The 22,510-nt window shown below is 37.5% G+C and carries 12 protein-coding genes; all 12 read right to left on the bottom strand.

Going from position 1 to position 22,510, the window contains the following annotated elements:
• Positions 1–151: 151 nt before the first annotated feature.
• The 12 genes from RMZ43_RS31175 to RMZ43_RS31120 all read right to left on the bottom strand — a co-directional run bounded on the left by RMZ43_RS31175 (position 152) and on the right by RMZ43_RS31120 (position 22,205).
• Positions 152–781, bottom strand: a complete 630-nt coding sequence (locus RMZ43_RS31175; protein WP_322649094.1) for a DJ-1/PfpI family protein — start codon at positions 779–781, stop codon at positions 152–154.
• A 78-nt stretch (positions 782–859) separates the two neighbouring features.
• The gene (locus tag RMZ43_RS31170) at positions 860–3,499 is read right to left on the bottom strand and encodes a nuclear transport factor 2 family protein (RefSeq protein ID WP_428850942.1); all 2,640 of its coding nucleotides are present in this window, start codon (positions 3,497–3,499) and stop codon (positions 860–862) included.
• 360 nt (positions 3,500–3,859) lie between these two features.
• Positions 3,860–5,419 carry an EthD domain-containing protein gene (locus tag RMZ43_RS31165; protein WP_322649092.1) on the bottom strand — a complete coding sequence of 520 codons (1,560 nt, stop codon included), beginning with the start codon at positions 5,417–5,419 and terminating at the stop codon, positions 3,860–3,862.
• 43 nt (positions 5,420–5,462) lie between these two features.
• Positions 5,463–5,816 (bottom strand): carboxymuconolactone decarboxylase family protein, encoded by a 354-nt coding sequence (locus tag RMZ43_RS31160; RefSeq protein WP_322649091.1) that lies wholly within the window; start codon positions 5,814–5,816, stop codon positions 5,463–5,465.
• A 501-nt stretch (positions 5,817–6,317) separates the two neighbouring features.
• Positions 6,318–6,503, bottom strand: coding sequence for a LysM peptidoglycan-binding domain-containing protein (locus RMZ43_RS31155; protein ID WP_322654404.1), 186 nt, complete (start codon positions 6,501–6,503; stop codon positions 6,318–6,320).
• Between the two features lie 475 nt (positions 6,504–6,978).
• Positions 6,979–7,521, bottom strand: coding sequence for a helix-turn-helix domain-containing protein (locus RMZ43_RS31150; protein WP_322649089.1), 543 nt, complete (start codon positions 7,519–7,521; stop codon positions 6,979–6,981).
• An 855-nt stretch (positions 7,522–8,376) separates the two neighbouring features.
• The gene (locus RMZ43_RS31145; RefSeq protein ID WP_322654405.1) at positions 8,377–9,759 is read right to left on the bottom strand and encodes an AAA-like domain-containing protein; all 1,383 of its coding nucleotides are present in this window, start codon (positions 9,757–9,759) and stop codon (positions 8,377–8,379) included.
• 173 nt (positions 9,760–9,932) lie between these two features.
• Positions 9,933–15,725 (bottom strand): AAA family ATPase, encoded by a 5,793-nt coding sequence (locus tag RMZ43_RS31140; protein WP_322654406.1) that lies wholly within the window; start codon positions 15,723–15,725, stop codon positions 9,933–9,935.
• A gap of 83 nt (positions 15,726–15,808) precedes the next feature.
• Positions 15,809–17,200, bottom strand: coding sequence for a radical SAM/SPASM domain-containing protein (locus RMZ43_RS31135; RefSeq protein ID WP_322649086.1), 1,392 nt, complete (start codon positions 17,198–17,200; stop codon positions 15,809–15,811).
• Positions 17,201–17,664: 464 nt separating this feature from the next.
• A complete protein-coding gene (locus tag RMZ43_RS31130) occupies positions 17,665–18,297 on the bottom strand; it encodes a hypothetical protein (RefSeq protein WP_322649085.1) in 633 nt (210 codons plus the stop codon).
• A 53-nt stretch (positions 18,298–18,350) separates the two neighbouring features.
• Entirely contained in the window at positions 18,351–19,445 is a 1,095-nt protein-coding gene (locus RMZ43_RS31125; protein WP_322649084.1) for an amidohydrolase family protein, read from the bottom strand.
• A 456-nt stretch (positions 19,446–19,901) separates the two neighbouring features.
• Positions 19,902–22,205, bottom strand: coding sequence for a TOMM precursor leader peptide-binding protein (locus tag RMZ43_RS31120; protein ID WP_322654407.1), 2,304 nt, complete (start codon positions 22,203–22,205; stop codon positions 19,902–19,904).
• Positions 22,206–22,510: the final 305 nt, after the last annotated feature.

Below are 22,510 nucleotides of genomic sequence, written 5' to 3'. Positions count from 1 at the left end.
CTCATTGCAATGATTAATCAGTTAACTATGTCTTTGTAAAGCTGCACCGGATTTTCGCTTTTGAACGCTAAGGTTATCGCAAAGTACAGAGAGTTTTTTGAAAGATATTTCGCCAGAGCGAAAATTAAGCGCAACTTTATAAAGGATTGGTTTAAGCGGTAACTTTATTCAATGCTTGCTTGTTAATTGCCTCTAAATAAGCAATCACAAATTCGTTAACTACATCAGGGTGTTTTCCCGTAATTAAATTGCCGTCGGTATGTACTCTTTTAGTACCATTGCCATCAAAAACAATAATTCCTCCGGCATTCTGCACATCGGCAATCACATTATGAGCGCAGGTAACTTGACGATTTTCCAATAATTCTGGTGCTGCACAGAACAGCCAAAGGCTATGACAAATAGTTCCAATTGTTAATTGATCGTTATCCATCGCCTTGACAGCTTTACGAAGGAATTTGACGGCTGGGGCTTGGTTGGGTTGTCCCTCTTGAGAATACTCTTCATACCGGAGACGATCCATCGCATAGCCACCGATTAAAATAATGCCTGCATAATCTTGAGGAGCAACATCGTTCACTTCTGCGGTAACTGTCACTTCTTGTGTTAAGTCATTTCCCTTGAATGTCAGTTGTTTTTGATTCCAAAGATGAGATATATACTCTATCTCGTATCCATTCCTAGTAAAGAAATTATTGAAGGTTTTGAACTCAAACTCGTCAAAGTGATCTTCAATCAGAACACCTATTTTTCCTTTTTTACTAGTTACTTTTGTTACCATAGTTCCTAACTCCGGATAATTGGTCTAAGTCGCAGGGTGCTGCTATCTGATAAAAGCTACCATTTCATTGATTTCCCCTTAAAGCTGAACACCACTTGCAGAGGCATCAGCATAGACTCTCCACTCGTATATTTTGTCCCCTTCAAAACGGTATATATCGACGCAAGGAACCTGAACAAACCGCTTGTCCTGCTTATGAATGTAATTAGCATCCATTTCCAAAACAACGGTATTGCCGATTTCCCAGGTTCCTCTGATATTGCAGGTTGCAAGTTTCAGGGTTTTATAGATATGTGTCAAAAGGTCGCGGCAGTTTTGCGGCCCAATTACAGGGTCATTTGTACCAATTTTGTAGAGTATGTCGGGAGTAAAAAAGCTAATAAATTCATCCCAATTTTCCGCTTGCAAAGCCTCATACATTTTTTCGATTTTTTGGCTCAATGAACCGCTTGCAGCGACGGTTTGAGGTTCAACTTGTTCTATCTGAAAAACCGGATCTATATTCATATAAATCCGCAGTTCTTGCACTTTATCTCCTTTGAAGATAATAGTGTCGCAGCAGGGAAGTGTAAACACCTTACCATCGTGGCGAATATAGGTCACATCCATTTCGCAGATAACGGTGTTTCCTATCTCCCACATATTCTTAATGTGGTGGTAAACTTTTGCCACTGTATTTAAGAAAGCAATTGAATTGTCTTTAATACCTTGATGTCCATAGGCAATGGGAAAGTTAGAAAACTGATACAAACAGTCATCGGTGTAGAACTCGACGAAGTTGTTCACATTCATGGACTCGCCTGCTTGAAACATTTGTCTAACGATTTCAGGTTTGGTTAGGGAAATTGCTGTTGTCTGTGTCATTAATTTATCCTCTTTGGTAGTTTGATTTTTGATGAGATGTTTGAGAGCAAGGGAACCTTTGTTGATAGCTTCCGGTTGAGCAGTTTGTAACAAATGCTTGGCTTTTTCTGGCTCTAACTGAGAAATACCATTAGGTAGATTGCTGTATGTGCTATAAGTCTCATTTCCATTTGTGTTTGTAGTTTTTGTTTGGGAGTTCAAAAACCAGTAATTTGTGTTGTTGGCTTGGTTATATTCTGCCTCCGCTCTGGTGAAATTTTCTTTGGCTTTGCGAGTCACTTGGTTAAATTCAAGTTGTTCTCCGTTTGGCCCTTTACAGTAAAACAATGACCATCCTTCAAAGTCGCCGAATTCTGAATCTGAGTAGCCTTCGACGAAATATTCTGGTTCATTCCAAAACTTGTTGGCATTGTACTTAAGAGGAAGATTGTTTCTTTCGGCTTCTGATTTGACATCGATGATGCGGTTACAAACAACATCAGTCAGACCTCGTCTCTGACACTCTTGTTCTAAGGTTGTGGCAAAAAGGTTGAGATCCACATCATCTTTCACATAGAAAGAAAGGTGCGGTACGTTTGCATAGCCAACACAAGAAGACACTTTGCCAAAAATATTAGGAGCATTTGGTGTTAATTTAGCATCCCGGAAATGGATGAGTTCAACAACAGTGTTACCAAAAGAAATAAACCTTACATCTATTGCAGCTTCTGAACCATCTCTGAGGTTGGGAACTCCCAATGTTTTCGGCTCAATTTTGCGTTCAATTGCCTCAATATCTTCTTTTTGAAAAAGAGTATTGTGCAACACTGGGCCAGTAAATCCATCGCCACTCAGAGCAACTTTTCCACCTAAAACTTCGGTGTAAAATTCCATAGCTTTTGCCATGTCATAAACTGTCATCCCGAAGTGTTGTACTCCTTGCAAGTAATGACCTAACCCAGTTTTACCATTCTGCTTACTATTTATCAGAGACACTACGTCCTCCTTGAGTTGATTGATTGCTCCTACTTTTACGATTAGCTCTGCAACCTTAGAACTGCATTGTCCCGCTAAAGTCATTTTGCCGTCGTAGACGAAGGTGTAAACACTACGTTCGGGAAATGGTAAAAGCTGCTTGATATACTTAGATTGGTCTTTGACGGCAGTGGCATACTCTCTTGAAGCGAAGAAAGTTTCCATCTCCAAGGGATTAGCAAAGGCAATTTCAAAGGCGGCTTGATACTGCTTTTCTAGAGGTTCAAAATGTGATACCCCAGCCGCATCAGGGCGCGAGTTGTCCACTTCCTCAAACAAATGCAGGCGGAACTTGAGTACCGAGTCGCTTTTGACCACAGCTGGGGCAAAGCTTTGTGTCAAATACTGGCGAAACTGGTCTACACTCACACCATCAGATTTTTTCACCATGACGTGGAATTTGAGTGTTCTCAAATTGCCGTTGGGGTCGCCATTGGGAATGCTATCAACGTAGGTTTTCGAGTTGCCTGCACTGGTGGTGTAACCGATGGCTTTGCTGAAAATATTGTGTTCGTCATCCATGAGGATGGCGGCAGATTTAAACCATGTCTCGCGCTGGGTTTCGGTTTCAAAGGTTAATTCGGCAATGCCATCAAACTGATTTTCTGGTGGACAGTTGTATTCAATGCCATCAATTATCGGCCACAAACCACCTTCGCTATGCTCAAGATGGAATTGCCAGTACTGATGCTGTCCTGGTAGGCGCGCACAGAGTGGCCCGTGTACATTTCTCCAGTATTCATCGAAAAGCTCTAAGGAGATTCCTTTACGTTTCCATAACAGCGCGTAAAAGGTTAGTTGACTTTGGCGATCGCGTGTGGCATAATCGGTCTTTCTCATTGCAGATATCATGTTTGCATCACCGCTTTGCTGAAAAATTTCTTTTAAAGTATTGAAATAGACTGCAACTTTATTGAATCCTGCGTAAACACATAAGAATAAAAGCAGTTTTTCAATTTCTTTGTGGGTGGCTCTTTGTTTAAGAACCATATTCACATGGGCTGTAAAAAGATTACCTGAACCTGGGTAGTCTGATTAATAATATCAACAGCGATCGCAATTAGAGCCTTAGTCTTTTGGTCAATTAACGGTAGTCCCCATACTTAACCAGCAACGCAAATCACAAAATCGCCAAATTTCGGGTTGATATCTTTTAAATCTGCTTGCAGTTTCAAGTCATCCAATACTGCATTTTTCATTTTAGGTTGTGGTAATCAAATTCAATAGTCCACTTGGGGCAAAAACATCACGATAGAATGTCAGTTGCTCGGTTTTGAGATGGCACCCCCCTCTATGACCACGGCGCACCCAAGTGACATTTCCCTTAGCAATGCTTTCGTTGGTTTCGTCGTCTACACACTTCCACTCAAAATAGGTGACTTCACCGTAAAACATGACGATTGGCCAGCACATAGTGACTCCTGGTTGGGCAATTAATGCCCACCAATGTTTCTCGCGTTCTTTTTGTTGTTCTAAGCCGTAATAAGGGCCGTCCTGACACAAATAAATTAAATCGTTGCGATATTCCCCTGTTAAAATGTCACCTCGTCCTTGGCGTAAAACCTCACAATGAGTAGGCCACCATTCCTTATTCTCTTGTTCGATTTGTTCGAGGGTATAATCAACTCCAATTTGAGGCAATGTTCTTTCTTTCTTGGCAACAAACCTTTCAGCATCCTCGATCAGTTTTTTAGCAACATAGGTACTCACCAGCCCCGGTCGAGAATAATCTGCTGCTAAATCTTTGTAGTAGTTAATCCGTTTTTGGCTCGATGTGGTTGTAGTGGTTTGTAAACCATTTTGAGACCTATTTGAAGAACCATTCGTGTTAGAAAAACTCAGTTTTTGTTCTAGCATTAGCGAAACTACATCCTTCTTAAGTTGATTGGTGGCTCCAATGTTGGCAATCAGTTCTGCAACAGTGGAACTACGCTGACCTGCCAGAGTCATTTCGCCGTCGTAGACAAAGGTGTAAACACTACGTTCGGGAAATGGTAAAAGCTGCTTGATATACTTAGATTGGTCTTTGACGGCAGTGGCATACTCTCTTGAAGCGAAGAAAGTTTCCATCTCCAAGGGATTAGCAAAGGCAATTTCAAAGGCGGCTTGATACTGCTTTTCTAGAGGTTCAAAATGTGATACCCCAGCCGCATCAGGGCGCGAGTTGTCCACTTCCTCAAACAAATGCAGGCGGAACTTGAGTACCGAGTCGCTTTTGACCACAGCTGGGGCAAAGCTTTGTGTCAAATACTGGCGAAACTGGTCTACACTCACACCATCGGATTTTTTAACCATGACGTGGAACTTGAGCAGACCAAGATTGCCGTTGGGGTCTGGGGTAGGAATCCCATCAACGTAGGTTTGGGAGTTGCTAGAGTCGGTATTGTAGCCGATGGCTTTGCTAAAAATGTTGTGTTCGTCATCCATGAGGATGGCGGCAGATTTAAACCATATCTGACGTTGGGTTTCGGTTTCAAAGGTTAATTCGGCAATCCCATCAAACTGGTTTTCTTCGAGACAGGTGTATTCAATACCATCTATAGTTGGCCATATACCACCTTCGCTATGCCCTAGATGAAACTGCCAGTATTGATGCTGACCTGGTAGGCGGGCGCATACTGGGCCATGAACATCTCTCCAATAGTCATCAAATAGTTCACGGGAAATGCCTTTGCGTTTCCACAACAGCACGTAGAAGGCTAGTTTGCCTTGGCGATCGCGTGTGGCATAATCGGTCTTTCTTGTCGTTGCTAATATCATTGCTACACTCCTTTATTCGCAATTAATTTTTTGTTGATGCCAACTAGGTTTGGCGATCGAGAATCTCATTCAAAGCACCGAAGCAGCCAGCAACTTTATTGAACCCGGCGTATACACATAAAAACAACAGGAGTTCCTCGATTTCTGCCCTCGTGGCTCCTTGCTGGAGAGCCATATTTATATGGGCTGCAAAAGGACTACTAGGCCCTACCTGATCTTGATTGGCAACATCAACAGCGATCGTTATTAAAGCCTTAGTTTTTTGGTTAATTAATGGTAAACCCCACGCTTCACCTGCTACACGAGTAACAAAGTCACCAAACTTCGGGTTAATATCTTTTAAAGCTTGTTGAAGCTGTTTGTCATCTAAAACTGCATTTTTGTATTCCGTTACCATTATTAAGAAACTCCAATTATAGATATTTACGGTTACCTTTATTAAGGATTAGAGTAAAGTGAGCGTGCAGAAGAATGTGCTTACAAAGTGCAAAATTATTGATTTGAGCTTTGCTACAGTACTTGATACCCATTCTTATGTACTTATCTTTACATAGTTAGTTTATTGATCCGTTTTACTTATTTTGAGTTTAAACATATTGACGTTTTTGGAATTGGTTAGCCATAGTTTTTTATTTAAAAACAAAATTTCATTGTTTAAGTAAAAATTTAGATAATTACTAAATATTTCGTTGTTTCTAATAGTATTATTCTTTCTTGCTTAAATTTGAATTAGCTATTTTTAGACAAAATATAAGCAAAAGTTAAATATTTTTAGGTATTATCATAGGTTTAACCCAATACTTCTCGGTTAAGGCTAGAACTAATTACAATACTGATTTCTTGCTAGGCAAAATTTCAGTCCAAATTGGTGTATTTAATTCTGTCCGACTACTAAAATTTATGCAAAAATATTAAGTATTTGACCAAATTGTAAGCTTGTAGGGGAAACACCAGGATTAGCATCTTGAATTTTTTGCGCCTGTATATTGCTTGCATCACCATAATAAGCTCGTGCAAGCTCATAAAATGTGTCTCCTTGTCCTACGCGATGTGTGCAGGGAGGAGTACCTTGTGTTGTAGACATATTTTTGTCCTCGTTTTTGATTGATTAAGTTATGTTCAATAGGAGGTAGCATTTAACTTAACTTCCCCTATTTTTTTGAAAAAGCAAGGTTTAACTTGTTTAAACTTTTCGCTCTTTCTTAATATCAATACTATTCTTTTTTAATTAGCTCGGTAATTAACTATTTTTAGCTTTTCATAAAAGCGAAAGTTAATTATCTTTAGCTTATAAGGCTTCAGTCTTATCTATGTATAAAATAGTAGTTTGTTTAACAGAATAGATAGATGAATATGAAAACTTTATGGAAAAACAGCAGTGAGTAAATACTGAAACAATTACTCACTGCTACAATAATTTCCAATTTAGTAGATTTACTATTTTTAGGATTGACAATGGGGACAATTACACTCTCAAGTACAAATATAAAAAGAAAGAAATTAAGCTAAATGAGCAAATAAGGAGAAATTACAAAACTTTTTAATTTTAAGTATTTTTTCTATTTTCTTATTTGTGCTTCATTAGAAGCTATTTTACAACGCTGTAGTTCTCTCCAACCACAAGGAGTATCCTTGTAGTAATCACGAAACTGACAATAAAAATGATTAATGTTTTGATAGCCTACTTTTAAAGCAATCTCATCAACGGAGTAATTAGTTTGTAAAAGTAATGTACATGCTTGGGCTATCCGGCGTTCAATAATCCAATTATTGACTGTTTTCCCCGTAAGTCTTCGTACTAAGTCGGTTAAGTAAGCTGAGGAATAACCAACTGCTTGAGCCACTTCTTTGAGGCTAATACTTTGATGATAATTTAATTCAATAAACTCAAAAACCTCATGCAGCCGAGGAATAGATGGAAATATATACTCTTGAGTATTTGATTTTTTAATTTCGGTGGTAGTAAATAAGTTCTCTTGTTTAAGATGAACAGTAATAAAACATTTATCTGTGGAAATCACTTCAAAACCTGCTGTTTTCAAGCATTTTATTAAGAGGTCTTGGGTCTGGGATTCTGCATCATTTATTAAAATGTTTATCATTTGATCCCCTAATACTTAATAAAATTATTAACTAATAAAAATTTTATTACTTAAAATCACATTTAGCTGAAGCTGTATAATTAAAAATAGATGATAAAGTTATAGTGGAATAATCTTTTATAACACCTGAATTTATAGCTATCAAGACTTGTATTAAATCAGAGAGAGCCTTATGAATCATAGAACTAGTATTGCTTATCCAGCATCATAAATGATAATTTTCTGAGTCTTGATATCCGTTGACAAGAAGTGTAAGTAATAAGTTATTTGAGCAAGTAAACCAAATTCGTATTAGATATAACATTGCAGTGAATTACTTTTAATATTAGTTGTCTTATAGACTCTGAAACTCATAAAACTCACTCCATAACTCATAGTAAAACTCATGAAAAATAACATCCTTAAATAGTAATGTTACTAAAATAACTTATAACTAAGTACAACATCTCATTAATTCATAGCGAAATCTCTGCGTGCCTCTGCGCTTACCTCTGCACCCCTTTGTGTTTAAATTTCAACCCTCAATTCGCCATGATTTTACGCAAAGCTGTACTAAGCACTTGTACTCTCAACAATTGCGTAGGGTCAGAAATAAGAGTGAGTTCTAAACCAAAAGCTTGAGCTTTTTTCTTCAGGTTATTAAGTAAGCGCTCTCAATACTGTTACTCATAAATCAATACTTCAATTAAGCCTGAAAGTCAGGTAAACTAAAGTGTTATTCCCAAGCATGAAAATTAACTGTGGTACATCTCAAGGATTTATCACTATTGTGTCCAACGATACAAAGTAGCGATTTTGTTTACTATTTTGCAAATGCGGATTAATGCACATCTTGGACATTCTATAGCAATCGCACTAATTCATATTTTTATTCTGCAACGCCAAATGCTGCTCTTTTTTCCTAAAAAATCGCCGATACAATTCACAACTTGCGATCGCTTCAGATCCAGAAAGTTTAATCAACCCCATACTGCTTAACTTGTGAGTAAGGGTGGGATTTAAGAGAATAGATTCATTGGCATTCAGAACGTTATCAAAAGCTTGTGCTAACTCAGGCTGTTTTTGCAAGGTTGCCCAGTGACGCTGCAAATGATTTGAATAAATTTTGGTAGCAATGGGAGCAGTTTCTACCAGTTGCGACAGAGTTACCTCGTTTCGACTCAGATGATAGAGAGCTAAATGTACTAGTGTCGGATGTCCCCCGACCATTGCCATTAATTGTCTAGCTCCTTCTGCATCTGTCCAATTGAGTCTATAGCGTTGGGCTAACTGCTGTACCTCTTCTTGGCTAAAGTTGTCTAACTGAATCGGTAACCCTACATTGAAAGGAGACTGATTAAGTTCAAGAGGAACATAAATATCTGTTGAGTGAACCACGACTAGACGAAGCTTTTGCCAAATGGGCAGTCTTTTCGCTTCTTCGTTCCAAGAACGCAACAGAGGTAGAAAATCCTTCGCTACTTCGGGATGCTCAAAAATATGGTTTACATCATCCAATGCCAAGATTAGGGGAGTATTAATTGACTCTAGTAGATATTCTTGAAAGTAGATGGTGCAGCTAACTTTACTTCCCAAATCTTCATCCCAATACTCATCTAACATTGGTTGAAGCTGAAGCTGGCGGGCGATATTGGCACACAACCAGCGCAAAAGTTGATTCAAGTCGCTCAGAATTGTCTGCTCGACTTGTTCTAGATTCAAGCTGATAGTGCAGTAACCCTGGTACTTCGCATAGTCAAGAATCCTCAGCAGCAGTGAAGTTTTGCCCATTTCTCTAGGAGCTTTAATCCTGATTAACGCTCCTGGTTTCTTGATTTCTTGATAGATTTGCTCCTCAAGGTAAGAACGTTTGAGGTAAAAGGGAGAGGCGAGAGGAACTGAGCCGCTGGGATAGCTTGGTGACCTATCCTGATCAACTGTGGGGGGAAATTGCGTAAGGTCTTGTTTCAAAAGTTTTGTATTTGGAGCTGTTTCAATGATGGCATAAGATTCCAGTAGCACCTGACAGTTTTTCTTGGTCACGCGCTGGCCAATGACCTCAGAAAGTCGCCCAAACAACTCTGGGGCAACAACATTGGTAAAGTAACCAGGACTATAACCTGCCTCTAGAGCTATTTGGTTATAAGTTTTATACTGCCAAATCCCACGCAAAACCAGATTTTCGGTGGAATTAAGGGGGCGATTGTGGCTCTCAATTAGTCGGCGATCAACAATCTCAAACAGACTATCAAGGTTCATAGAGATTACAGACAAATGCTACTAATAAAGATAACAGTAAAGACAACAGGAGTTACGCAAGTAACACAATATCTGCCATTTATTAGTACAATAGTATTGTTTAGACCAATTAAATTATCCAGAAGTATAGACCTCTTCTTTGACTTTCCAGATTAAACAAAAGTTTTCGTAAATCAAACAAAGATAGATTCATAAATACGGTTCTGAACTCTCAATTTTCCCTGTTGCTTGACTACTAGCCCTGACAAAAGCAATTCTCTTTCCTCTGAACTATCAACTGCAATAATCTCCCCTTGATGTAAGATTTGACGGTAGAGTTCTAGTAGCCGAACAGATTGTTTACTTTTGAGAAGGCGATCGCGAATGGTTCTTAAATGCTCTGGTTCATCCTGTGATTCCCAATTGTCTATTATCGACCATCGCACCAAATTTTCAATCCATTCGGCTTCTCTATTGATAAGGATAGGAGATGAAGAATTGCGGATAAATTTACAGAGCTTTTGAGTCAAAAAGGGCTGGCCATTAGTCCACGCTAACACTTCTTTTAAAACTGTTTGAGGATTGCTCACTTTCTCGGCCAATCCTTGAAGTAGAGTTTGCGCTTCATGCTCTTTAAACCCTTCCAATTGAATGGTCTGACCGATGTTAAAAGGCGTTCTTTGATGGTCAGTAATTAAGTCATTAGGAGTAGCTACTCCAAAAAGAGCAAAGGTTAAACGTCGATACTCTGGATTAATACTACGCTGATTATAGCAAGAGCGAATTAGCGCAAAAAAGTCATTAACTGGGAATTTTAAACTTAAGAAGCTATCAATTTCATCGATAAAAATTATCAAATTTTTAGGTATAATATCATTTTCTTGAACAACTTCTACTAGCAAAACTTCTTCAATAAATTGACTCAATCTCTGAACTGGAGAAATATCTCCTTGCTCTTGCCACCAAGTTTTTAGATTAACCTTTCTTAACAAACCAAAACTTCGCCATAGCTCTACTGTTAAGCCTTTATACCATTGGTCAGGCGTGACGTTTTCGCTACCAATGCGGGTCAGATCGATCGCCCCGCAGCTAAATCCCTCATGCCGGAGGTGATGTATCATGCGTACCATCAGGCTTGACTTGCCCATCTGCCGAGGATTGAGAATGTAACAAAATTCCCCGCGCTTCAACGCCTTGTAGAGATAACGGTCTGCTGAACGCACAACATAAGTAGGAGCATCCATCGGCAAACTTCCTCCCACTTGATAATCAAAGGTAGAGGGTTGGTCGCCACTTTTGAGTAACTCGTTTTCAAAGAGCAGTTCGGCTTGGGTGGCTTTGAGAATTTCTAGGGTTTGTGAGAGTTCTTGAGTGCGCTCTTCTACTCTCAGCTCTAGATTTCGGTTATAATCTTTTAACTGTCCGTAGAGACGAGCATTTTCAATAGAGATAGCAGCTTGAGCAGAAAGAATTCTTAAAACTTCAATGCGATCGCTGGTAAATGCATCTGTAGTTAAATTGTTTTCTAAATATAAAATACCGCTTAGTTTGCCTTGATTTAACAAAGGAGTACAGAGAATCGATTTTGGTTGAGTGGCGACGATGTAGGGATCGCGGATAAACTGTTCTTCAACGGTTGCGTTATTAATAACTACATTTTCTTGAGTACGGACAACATAGTTAACGATCGCAACTGGTAGGATAGGTGTCTGGCGATCGCCATCTACAGAGTCAATGGGAAGCGATCGTAGTAGAGTTACGTCATCAGAATCTACTGTCCCTTCAGCTTCGATCACCCATTTATGATCTTTTTCCAGTATTAGAAAGCCTTTTTGGGCACCTCCATTTTCAATTACAGTTTTCATTAACTTAGCCAGCAGTTGATCCAATTTAATTTCGCTAGCTAATACTTGAGATGCTTTTGTGACTGTAATGATATCGAGTGCTTGGGGATTTGTACCACCAGTAGATTCAGTTGTCTTAATGCTTTGGTTTTCTTTTCGGTTGTTTATATCCATTAGAAACTGTGGGTATTCTAATTCTAAAGCTTGAACTTTGGCTTTTGCACCCCAATGAGAATAACAATGATGGGCATTTTTTAAGTATAGTCTTCCTATTTCTTCTCTACCAAGAGAAAGATAAAATTCTGCTGCGCGTTCGTAAGCTATGGCTTCTTCGTGGATAAACTCAGATTTTTTAGCACCTTGAATTGCTTTGTCATAAAGTTCTTGAGCTTGCCAATTTTGACCCAATACTCGCGCTTTTTCTGCTTCTACTAAATCGTATTTATTTTGAAAGTTAGCGGGGCAATGACCAGCCCATATTTTCATGTCATCTTGATTTATTTCTACTTGTTCTAGGATTTGTTTTTGCTCTATACCACAACTCTGATAATGAGTAAGACAAGATAGAGAAAAGTATAAATTATGCTGTGGTACAGTTAAATGTGAGCTAAGGTTTTCAACATATTTCTCTGCTTCAATACCATTTTTAAAAGCTTGAGCATATTCTTTAAAAAAATAGCAAATAATCGTTTGAGAAAAAAAGTGGATAAAAGTCAACCATTTATCATTTTTATCCCACTCCTTTAAATATAGGTCTTCTTGGTTATTGACATTATCAATAGGCGAGTATTTTTTGTATTTAAACTCTTCAAGCAGGTTAGTTATAAGCTTGTGGCAGATTTTAGCAAAAAAAGTACTATGTCCTTGCTTTAGCTTTTTGGCAATGTCAATGCATTTAACAAAACAAATTTCAACCTCTTCTTTTAAATTATCTCCTTTAAAAAGTTTTATTAAACAGTAACTAATATATGAATAAATAGCAAACTCATTATTACCTGTATCTATTCCACTTTGAAACCCGTTTAATAGTTTTTTTTCTGCTACTTTATCCCTGAGAGTCTTTTTCCAGTGCCAGATAAATCCATAATACATATGCATAACTAAAGCTTCTAACTCGCGGATTTTTAATTTATCTTGCAACCTGATAGAAAGTTCCCCAAACCTATATCCTAAATTAATATCTCTTGTTAAATTAATACCGTCTATTCCTTTACAGAGAAACGATCCATAAAAACTATGAGCGCAAACTGCTTGAGGAGCATTGCCATATTTAATGCAGAGGTTGAGTTGTATTAACACCACTTCAATATGAAGCAAAAAATTGCTTACTATAGTAGTTCCCATAATATGCTGTAATATTTTTATGACTTCAAGTTTATGGGAATCTGTCATTTTTGGAGAATTTATTAAATTCTCAATTTTTGTTTCTCTCAAGTAAGATTTTAAATATTCCTGTTCTTGTTTAATCCTATTTTTTATTTCATCAGGTTTTTGTGATATTCTAATTCCTAGTGAATCCAAAGCTTTAAATGCAGTATCTATTGCCTTCTGTTGCTGAGATTTATTGGTAAAATATAATAATATTTGTATCTCATATACTTTGACTTGATCAATAACACTTTTGGCTTGTTGTAAAATAATAGCTGACAAAGATTCAACTTGCTCAAACTTTGTATTCAAATATAAAACTTCTAAGGCTTCTAAATGAAGTTTAAGTGTAAAAACATACTGAGATTTCCAACTGGTTAATGACATTAGTTGTAAAGCTATTTCTAAATATCCCAAAGCTGCTTTATAAGCTGTAGATGCTTTAGCTTTTTTGCCAGCTTCAAAATTCAATTTAGCTAGTTCATACTTTTCTGAAGGCTCGATAATTAATTCAAAACTTTGGTTAAAATGATTGACGATATCAAAAATATTGCGTTCTAATTCATTTTCTTTGAGATGTTCCATCAAAAGACGACCTACTTTCAGGTGAACTGCTTTTTTTTCATTTTCTGTAATCAAAAAGTAGGCAGCTTGCTGAACTCGGTCATGCAGAAATTTATAGGGAATATATTTAGTAATTTTGGGAATAAAAACAGGAGATATTTCTGAAGTATCCCTTGATATTTCTTCTGGATTCCAAAGTAGAGGTATTTTATAGTCATTATTCAGAGGTACAATCAAACCTGCCTCTAGTGCTGGCTGAAGTTCTCTAGCTGTAGTTATTTGAGATTTATTGTTTACAAGGGAGAGAACTTCTAAATTAAATTGATTGCCAATACAGGCAGCTAATTGCAAAACTTTCTGAGTTTTTTCATTTAATTTGATAATTTTGCTAATAGTTAATTCAACGACATTATCAGTTATTCCTACTCTTTCAATTTCTTCAATACTCCAGTGCCAATTATTTTTATTATGGTTAAATGACAAAATGTTTTGCTTGTAAAAATAGTGAAGTAGTTGAGTTAAGAAAAAAGGGTTTCCTTGAGTTTTATTAGTTACTAACTCTGATAAAAATTTTGATTTTTTTGTAGAGCATTTTAAAGTATCGGCAATTAATTGATTGATATATTCGATTTCTAATGGTTGCAGGGAGATATTATTGACCCTAGTACCTTCTTTTTCAATTTGCTCTAAGGTTTGCATCAAAGGATGAGTAGCATCAACTTCATTATCTCGGTAGGCTCCGATTATTAATAGATATTGGATGTTAGCATCGGTTATTAATAACTCAATTAACTTTAAGGATGCTAAATCTGCCCACTGTAGATCGTCGATAAAGATAACTAAGGGGTGTTCTTTCTGAGCGAAAACAGTAATAAATCTTTCAAAAAATAAATTAAATCGATTTTGAGTCTCAGTTGCTCCTAGTTGCTCAACTGGCAGCTGTTTACCAATAATCTGCTCCACTTGAGGAATTACATCGATGATAACCTGAGCATTAGGATTCAAGGCTGCTAAAAGTTCTAGTTTCCAAGTTTGTAGCGCTGCTTCAGATTCGGTAAGTAACTGCCGTATTAAGTTTTGAAATGCTAAAGCGATCGCCGCATAAGGAATATCTCGCTGTAACTGGTCAAATTTTCCGCTAATAAAGTAGCCTCGCTGGCGTAATATTGGTTTATGAACTTCATTAACCAAGGCAGATTTGCCAATTCCTGAATAACCAGAAACCAGCATTATCTCAGTGTTACCTTGACTGACTCGCTCAAAAGTAGTTAATAGTTGAGTAACTTCTTTTTCCCTTCCGTAAAGTTTTTCGGGAATCACAAAGTGATCGCAAATATCCTGAGTTGCTAAACAAAACTCGTCAATTTGCCCTAAACTCTCTAAGCGAGCGCAACAAATTTCCAAGTCGGCTTTGATTCCCCAAGCACTTTGGTACCGTTCTTCTGGGGTTTTTGCCAACAATTTCATCACAATGTCTGAAATGGCTTTAGGTATTGATTGAGACGTTGAATTTAACGTTTTTACAAGTTCATATGGGGGAACAGGTTGTTGAGCAATATGACAATGAACTAATTCTATAGGGTCAGTGGTTGCAAAAGGCAGTTTATTGGTGAGCAATTCGTACAAGGTAGCACCCAAGGAATAAAAATCGCTGCGGTAATCTATCCCTCGGTTCATTCTTCCAGTTTGCTCTGGAGCAATGTAAGCTAAAGTTCCTTCTAAGCGCTCAATATTAGCAACTGTCTGATTTTCTCGTGATAAACAGGTGGAAATACCAAAATCGATGACTTTAAGTTGCTCGGTTTCTGGATTATAAACGATATTAGAGGGGTTAATATCTTTGTGGATAATATTGGCAGCGTGAATAGCTCCTAAACTCTTTGTAGTTTTGATAGCAATAGAGAGAAATTCTTTGAGAGTAAATTGGCGATCGCACATTAACAATTTTAAAGATTCACCGCCAAAGTCTTCTAAAAACATGACTAGACTATTTTCATATCGCTGCAAATTGTATGCTTTAATAACTCCATCGGTATTTAAGGAGCGAGTGACTTCATATTCCTGCTTATATCGAGTTAGTTCTGAGGGAGTTGGGTAGTTTTCCTTGAGAATCTTTAAAATAACGAGTTGATTATCGGGCTTGAGAATAGCTCGATAAACTAAGGAATTAGCACTTTCATAAATTTTTCGGGTAATCTGATAGTCTTTCATAGGAGTCGTGAGTAAATTCTTATAAGCACAATTTTTCTTATTGTCCCTTCTCAATTCTAAAGTGCTTGAAAAATTTTAAAATTTTATATTTTTACCTTGGAGTCAGTTTTTTGATAAATTTCAGTTATCATAGTGGTGGTAACTTGAAGCCTATCTTTAAAAGTTCTGCTAATAACCTGTGACTTCCACATATCGCAGTTTTTACAAGCCGACCTATTATCTAACTGATTAAGGATTAAATCGCGTCTAAGTTGATTAAATAAATTTCCACTCCAAATATCTTGCAGAGTTTGTTGATTGTAATCTCCCAGACTAGCAATATCCTTATCAAAACCAAGTCTAAATAAGGTTTCAATGCAGTAGTATATTCTGCCGTCAGGCAAAACAGCCATTTCCATAAAGGGAAACAGACAAGCCCATCTCCCTTGCGCTTTTTGAATATAATGTTTAAGCGAATCTTGCAGAGCGTCGTTAATCTTGCTAAGACGCATATTAGTTTCTTTATATTCAGCTAAATTCAAAACAAAAACACTATCTGCTTTTGCTAACCAACGTTCTCGAAATTTTTGTTCTTCTTCGATAGTAACATCTTGATTTCTGACAAATGATGTCCTCACTTCACAGGGAATTCCCAAGCGATCGCGCAGTCGCAGAAAATTGATAACATTAGATTCGACTCGGTTAAGATTAGCGCCCCTAACTCTTAAGTAAGTATCGGGATCAGCAGCATCAATGCTAATATCAATACTGGTTAAACCTGCTTCTAATAATGCGATAGCTCGACTTTCATCTAGCAGTTGACCATTGGTAGTTATATGAACTCTAGGAACTCCTTGCTGTCTACAAAGTCGGACAAAATCTATAATCTTAGGGTGAAGCAATGGCTCCTCCACACTGCCAATTAAAATCGTAATTCCTTGTTCCCCACATTCTTGTGCTAGTTTTTCCATCATCTCCCAGGACATTGCATTATTACCTGTGAAAAAATCTGTTGTATGTGTTGGCTTAAGCAAAGAACTATGATATGGACACATCACGCATTTGAGATTGCAGGTATTTCCGACAATTGCCCTAACATAAGAAGGTTTTACAGCCGTGCCATAATAGTTTGCAAAGTAATGTAACTGTTCGTCAGGATCGGTCTGTGAAATAATAGTCAAGGGTGTAGGAATGCCAAAAATCCCCTGATTTTTACTTTCAAATCCTTGTAATAACTGACTCCAGATTTTACTTAACTCCTGGGGATACAAATAAGCCAGAGTCGGATATTGAGGTAAACCTAATTCTGATGAAATAGGTAGCATGGGTTTGAAAGCAATTACTTTTTTTCCAGATTTTACTGCTGCTACGAGTCTTTCTAGACTTTTTGGGTGTAAGGGAATACCATGAGGTGGTACTTCCAGTACCATATCCGACATTTCCCAATTGTCTCGGATTTGAGTTGGTAAAAGCTTTTGAGTATCTTTGATAATCATATTTTTTCTACATAATTTAGATAGCACCAATGAAGAAAAAACCACCCTTGTGTTAGATGCGGGTGGGGTCTTTAGCAGTTTATGCTTTCAAAAGATTAAGATGTTTTAAGTCTAGAAGACCTCGCCTGAAAGTCTAGTTACAAGCTAGTTAAAACTTGAATATTTAAGAGAAGCTGAATTATAGAAAACTTTGGCTTTTCTTAAATTAAGAATAAGTTGTAGGAATATGTAGCAGTCCTATTTTATTCGTGAATATAGATAAGGAAACAAACCGCCAAGAACGCAAAGAGAAGAAATAATAAAGAGATATATAGCAATCCGAATTTAAACGTGATAAAATACATAGATAAAAACTACGCATATATAAGCTTTTCAGCCATTTTCCCTCTCACAACCAATTTAGGATTGCTATATAATTTTCACAAATCATTTAAGACTGCTATACAAATATATTTCTGTTGAAATCAACTTGTGCTGACTGGAATAAATATGTTAGAAGGAAAATCTTCATTCTCATTATGTATCCAGGATTCTAATTGGTTTTCAGTAACAGTTGCTTCTCCAAATTTCGGTGCTGGAGGATAAGCAATTTTGAATATAAAAGGTTGACCCAGTTTTCGAGGATCTTCCAAGTTTCCTCGAAAGGAATCTGAATTAAGATCGAAATCATATTTTTCTAGTTCGGCAGGGTCAAACAGAGGAGAAATATATTTATTTTCATCATTAATCCTTTCTTTCCCAAAGATATAAATCAGTAATTTAACTTCTTCAGGGGCTGTTTCCACTGGTTGATCAGGGTTATTTCTCAGCCAAGCTCTGGGATCGGCTGAGAATAATTTATTTGAAGGTTTATTTTCATTTTCTCGATTATCTATTAAACTAGAATCTTCAAATTTCAATTCCCTAGCAGCAAATAATAATATTTTAAAACTTGATTTTTTAATACTGTCTATTTCAATCTCTTCAAAGCGTTTTCTTAAATTACGAGCATTTTGAGTCTCTTCTTTTTGTGGATCATCATCAGCCCATCGCCATATATAGCTAATCATTTGGGATATTTGTTTTCCTTGTTTAGCAAGACGCACTGTATTATCCATCTTAATTTATCTCCTTATTTTGAACTAAAAAGTTGTGTATTTTCGTAAGAATGCTATCCACTTAAACCGTAAAAGCGACGAGGATTATCCCAAAGAATCTTTTGCACAGTTTCTTTCGATAATTTTTCCTCAAGCTTTACCATGTCTGCAACGATGTTCGGCTTATGATCCATATGAGGATAGTCCGAACCAAAAATTAAGTTGTCCGTGCCAATATATTCAATCGCTTGAACCAGTAATGGTTCTGAAGGCTCTATGGCAATAAAGCACTGGCGACGAAAATAGTCTGATGGCTTGATTTTAACATTATCATGAATTGTATCTTCCCAAGCTAAATTTTCATACTCTTCATCTAGTCGCCATAGCCAGTAAGGAAGCCAGCCACAACCGGATTCTAGAAAAGCCACTTTTAGTTTTGAATGACGTTCTAATACTCCTCCTTCAATCAAGGCTAATAAAGCCATCATCTGTTCCATCGGATGAGAGCAAGCGTGGGTAGCAAAACGAGTGTTAAATCTTTCTGTTCCAGTAGTTGGCAAACGACTGTGAGTCCCTTCGTGAATACCTACTGCTATGCCTAATTGTTCGCATTCTGTCCAAAAAGGCTCGTAAGCCGAGTCGCTCAACAGTCTTCCTTTGATAGGGTTAGGGCGTAAAAACACCGCTTTCCAGCCAAAATCGACAACTCTATGCAATTCATCCACCATTGACTCTGGCGCGTGCAGATTAATTGCTCCTACCCCCTTCAATTTATCTGGAGCATAACTGCAAAAGTCTTGTAACCAATTGTTGTAAGCGCGGGTAAAAGCGCCAGCAACTTCTGGTTGCATAGTATCGATCGCCCAAAGCCACAATCCATAAGTTGGATAAAGGAATGCCAGATCGATCCCCATCTGCACCATCTCTTGAACGTGAGACTCAACATTGTAGCCTTGAAAATAAGCATTAGGATGAGCTGACATCATCTGCTTATTTCCTAGAGTACGAACTTGCTTAGAGACTTTTTTAACAATGTCTTCCCCTTGAATTTTCATGTCTGCTGAGGGAGCAAACTGTTTAAATTCTGGTTCAAGATACTCAGCCCACATACTGGGAGGTTCAATTACGTGGGAATCAGCATCAATAATCGAATATCCGTTTAGCATCATCTGTGATCAATCTGGCTCGGAATTGGGAGTTGGTGCGTAACGCTACAAGTCTGATTACTACGCTGAAATTTTTTCGTAGCTTCACACATTTTACAGTTTTTCGTGTCAGTTCTATAAGCGCAGAACGTTAGTTAATGCTGTAAAAACTTCTGTATGGTAAGGATTACAGTAATTTTAAGAGGCATTGATGATTTCATTAGTCATGATTAGTTTCTCCTACTAAGTTTTCTGGTTGTTCAGTAAAAAGTTAGACTTTAGGAATTACACATTGATAAAAGTCAGATTATGTAATTAAGTCATATCTGTTTACTGAACGGAAGTTAAGCTTGATGAGCTAAACTCGCAGTGAATTACCTTTGATATTAGTTTTTCTCTTAGTCTCTGAAACTCATAAAACTCATCTTACGAACTCATAGAAAAACTCATGAAAAATAACATCATTCAGTAGGGAGAACCTCACATCCACATGGGAAAAGAGTTGAGTTGCTCTTCTGTCAGCTGTTCTGACAACCAACCCATTTTCACTGGAACCTCATAAAGCCGTCCAGACGCTAACCTTTTCCACATATGGCGCATTCCCGGAACGATGACTTTGGCAACTCTCAGTCCAATATCGGGACGAGTCTGATCTAAAACCAGCATTTCTAAACCTTTGTTCTCAACGATTTGTTGACAGAGCTTGACATCTTCGAGTAAATCATCACTTGCAACTTCGCGATAATCGCCACTGACAGCAGCAATTCTCTCGCTTGGAACTAAATAAGGTTGATTGGCTAAGTTTGCGGTTTTCCACCAATCTACCGCCAAGCCATCTGCTGACGGGGGATATTGAGTACTTCCATCAGCTTTGGCAAATAAAACGTTAGGTAAAATTTGATTAACTTCCGTCAAGGCTCGACTAATAGCAATCTTGGCATCGAAATGAGCGCCATAACCCAAAACAATATCTTCTACAGAGCGATCGCTTCTTCGAGTCACAGCAGCAAAAACTGGAATATTCAGATCGCTGGTAATATCTAAAACCCAAAGTTCCCGATTAATAGTTTGATAATATTGCTTCAGGCTTTGAAAATAAGGCTCGTCGAAACTATCTAAATCAACTTGTGGCTTTTGCAGAGAGTTATACCACCATAAGGCGACAGCATCACGCTCTACTAACTCCATAAACCCTTGCAGAATAGCTTCTTCAAGAGTATTACCTGCCGCACATCCATTAGAATCAGCCCAACAGTCGGGTTTATAGTCCGGTTGATAGCCATAATAACAGTAAGCCGTTGGCAGATACTTAAATTCCTGATGGGTTAAAGACCAAACGGGAGTCCAATCAATTTCTCTTTGTTCATCAAAAGGTTCGGGGACTTTTTGAAACCAGCCTTGACACTTAACATTCCATTGCTCTCTATTCTCATATTGCTGTTGGCTGAAGTTCATACAAACATTGGGATGGATTGCTTTGTCCCCCATTTGTTGGTAACTGGCTTTTTCTCGAATTTCATACCCTTGAAACACCCCAGAATATCGCTCGATCGCCTCGCAAAAACCACTAGCCATCGCTTGAGAGTCAGTCCTACCTTTCCCCGCACTTCTACCCCCCAAATTTTGGCGCAAACTAGCTAAATCGTCGAAAACACTGAGAAAATGATGTTTGGCAATGTAATTATGAGTTAATCCATTCCCAGGAATTTTATTTAATTCTCGCACAACGCCCGTAATGGGGCTAATATGATGTTGGTATTTGCTGAGAGTTTCTTGTGGCGAACAAATACGGTGCCCTCCATCAACGGTAAAGGTTTTCTGGCGGTGTTCTAAAACAACAGGTATAGGGTTTTTGGTTAACCCATTTACCATATCTCCACAGCTAGAACATTGAGGACGCTTCACCCAGCTATGATTTTGAGTTTGCAGTGTTAGAGCATCGTAAGCAATCAAATTACTTTCTAATTGTTTATTTTCCCCTTGGACAATCCACTTAAACACCTCTGTGGCTGCCATTCCTAAAGCAGTTTGTACTGTAGATGGCAAAAATCCTAAAGGAGGAGTTAAAGGAGAACAAATGTGCTTGTGTCTCTGAATAAATCCTTTAATTGGTCTATTATCTCGCAAACGCTGGGCTAAACAGTTCCAACAACCTGTTTTCTGAGGATTAAATAAAGGGCCGATCCAGACTATTGTCCCTAACGGCTTAACCAGCATCCAAGGAGTTTTGGATTTTAAGGCTTGTTGATTGAATTTCTCTAGCTCAACATTGAGATAATCATCGGTTAAAACTACTGTCAAATCACCTTCGTCTGCTACTTGAATTTGCAGAGACTCAAGCACAGCAATCAGGTCTTCAGCAGCAACCGAACCTAATGCTTTTACTGCTACTTTAGTCGATCGCAATCTTTGATAAGCTACTGTGGGGGCAATATTAAGATGATGGCAGAAGATTTCTAAGTGCGATGGGAAAGAATTATCTTCTTGAATAAGATAGCCCTTTTGCTGCATTTGTAATAAAGCATATTGAACTTTAATACTTACATCGAGAACTTCTTGGAAAAAAGTGGTAGCTGACTGTAAAGATTTTGGATCTTGCAGTAGCGACTGTTGAATGGTATCAATAATTTCGTCAGTATTGCGTTCACCATCGATGAATGTAGCTAAAGTATAAGAAAGATGATCGTTTAACCAGACTTTTTCTCTTTCTGACAAAAAAAAGATATTGTCTGTTTCTATAGTTTGAACAGAATAACAAGGATTGAATTGGATTTTAAGTTCCATTGAGCTTTATTAATTGTTTTTTTACTAATTAAAGTGTAATTTTAGTAGAGCTAACTTATAGTTAATTTTTATTGATTTTTTTATTTTAAAAATATGTTTATATGTATTTAGTAAATTTAAAAATCAAACTTTGGCACAATTAATGATAGTTGATAAGTAAACATAGATTTCCGGACATTGTATTTTAACGGAATTTATAATGAATCTCAGGTAGCTTTTAAATTATTGTTACACAATTTTTATTAAAATAATTTCAAAAGCTCATATAAAAACTCATAACTTTTTATAAAAAGCAATGGAATAGC

The organism is Nostoc sp. CmiVER01 (genome assembly GCF_034531135.2).
In the GTDB taxonomy this organism is placed as follows: Bacteria; Cyanobacteriota; Cyanobacteriia; order Cyanobacteriales; family Nostocaceae; genus Nostoc.
This window is presented reverse-complemented; position numbering and strand designations above follow the sequence as displayed.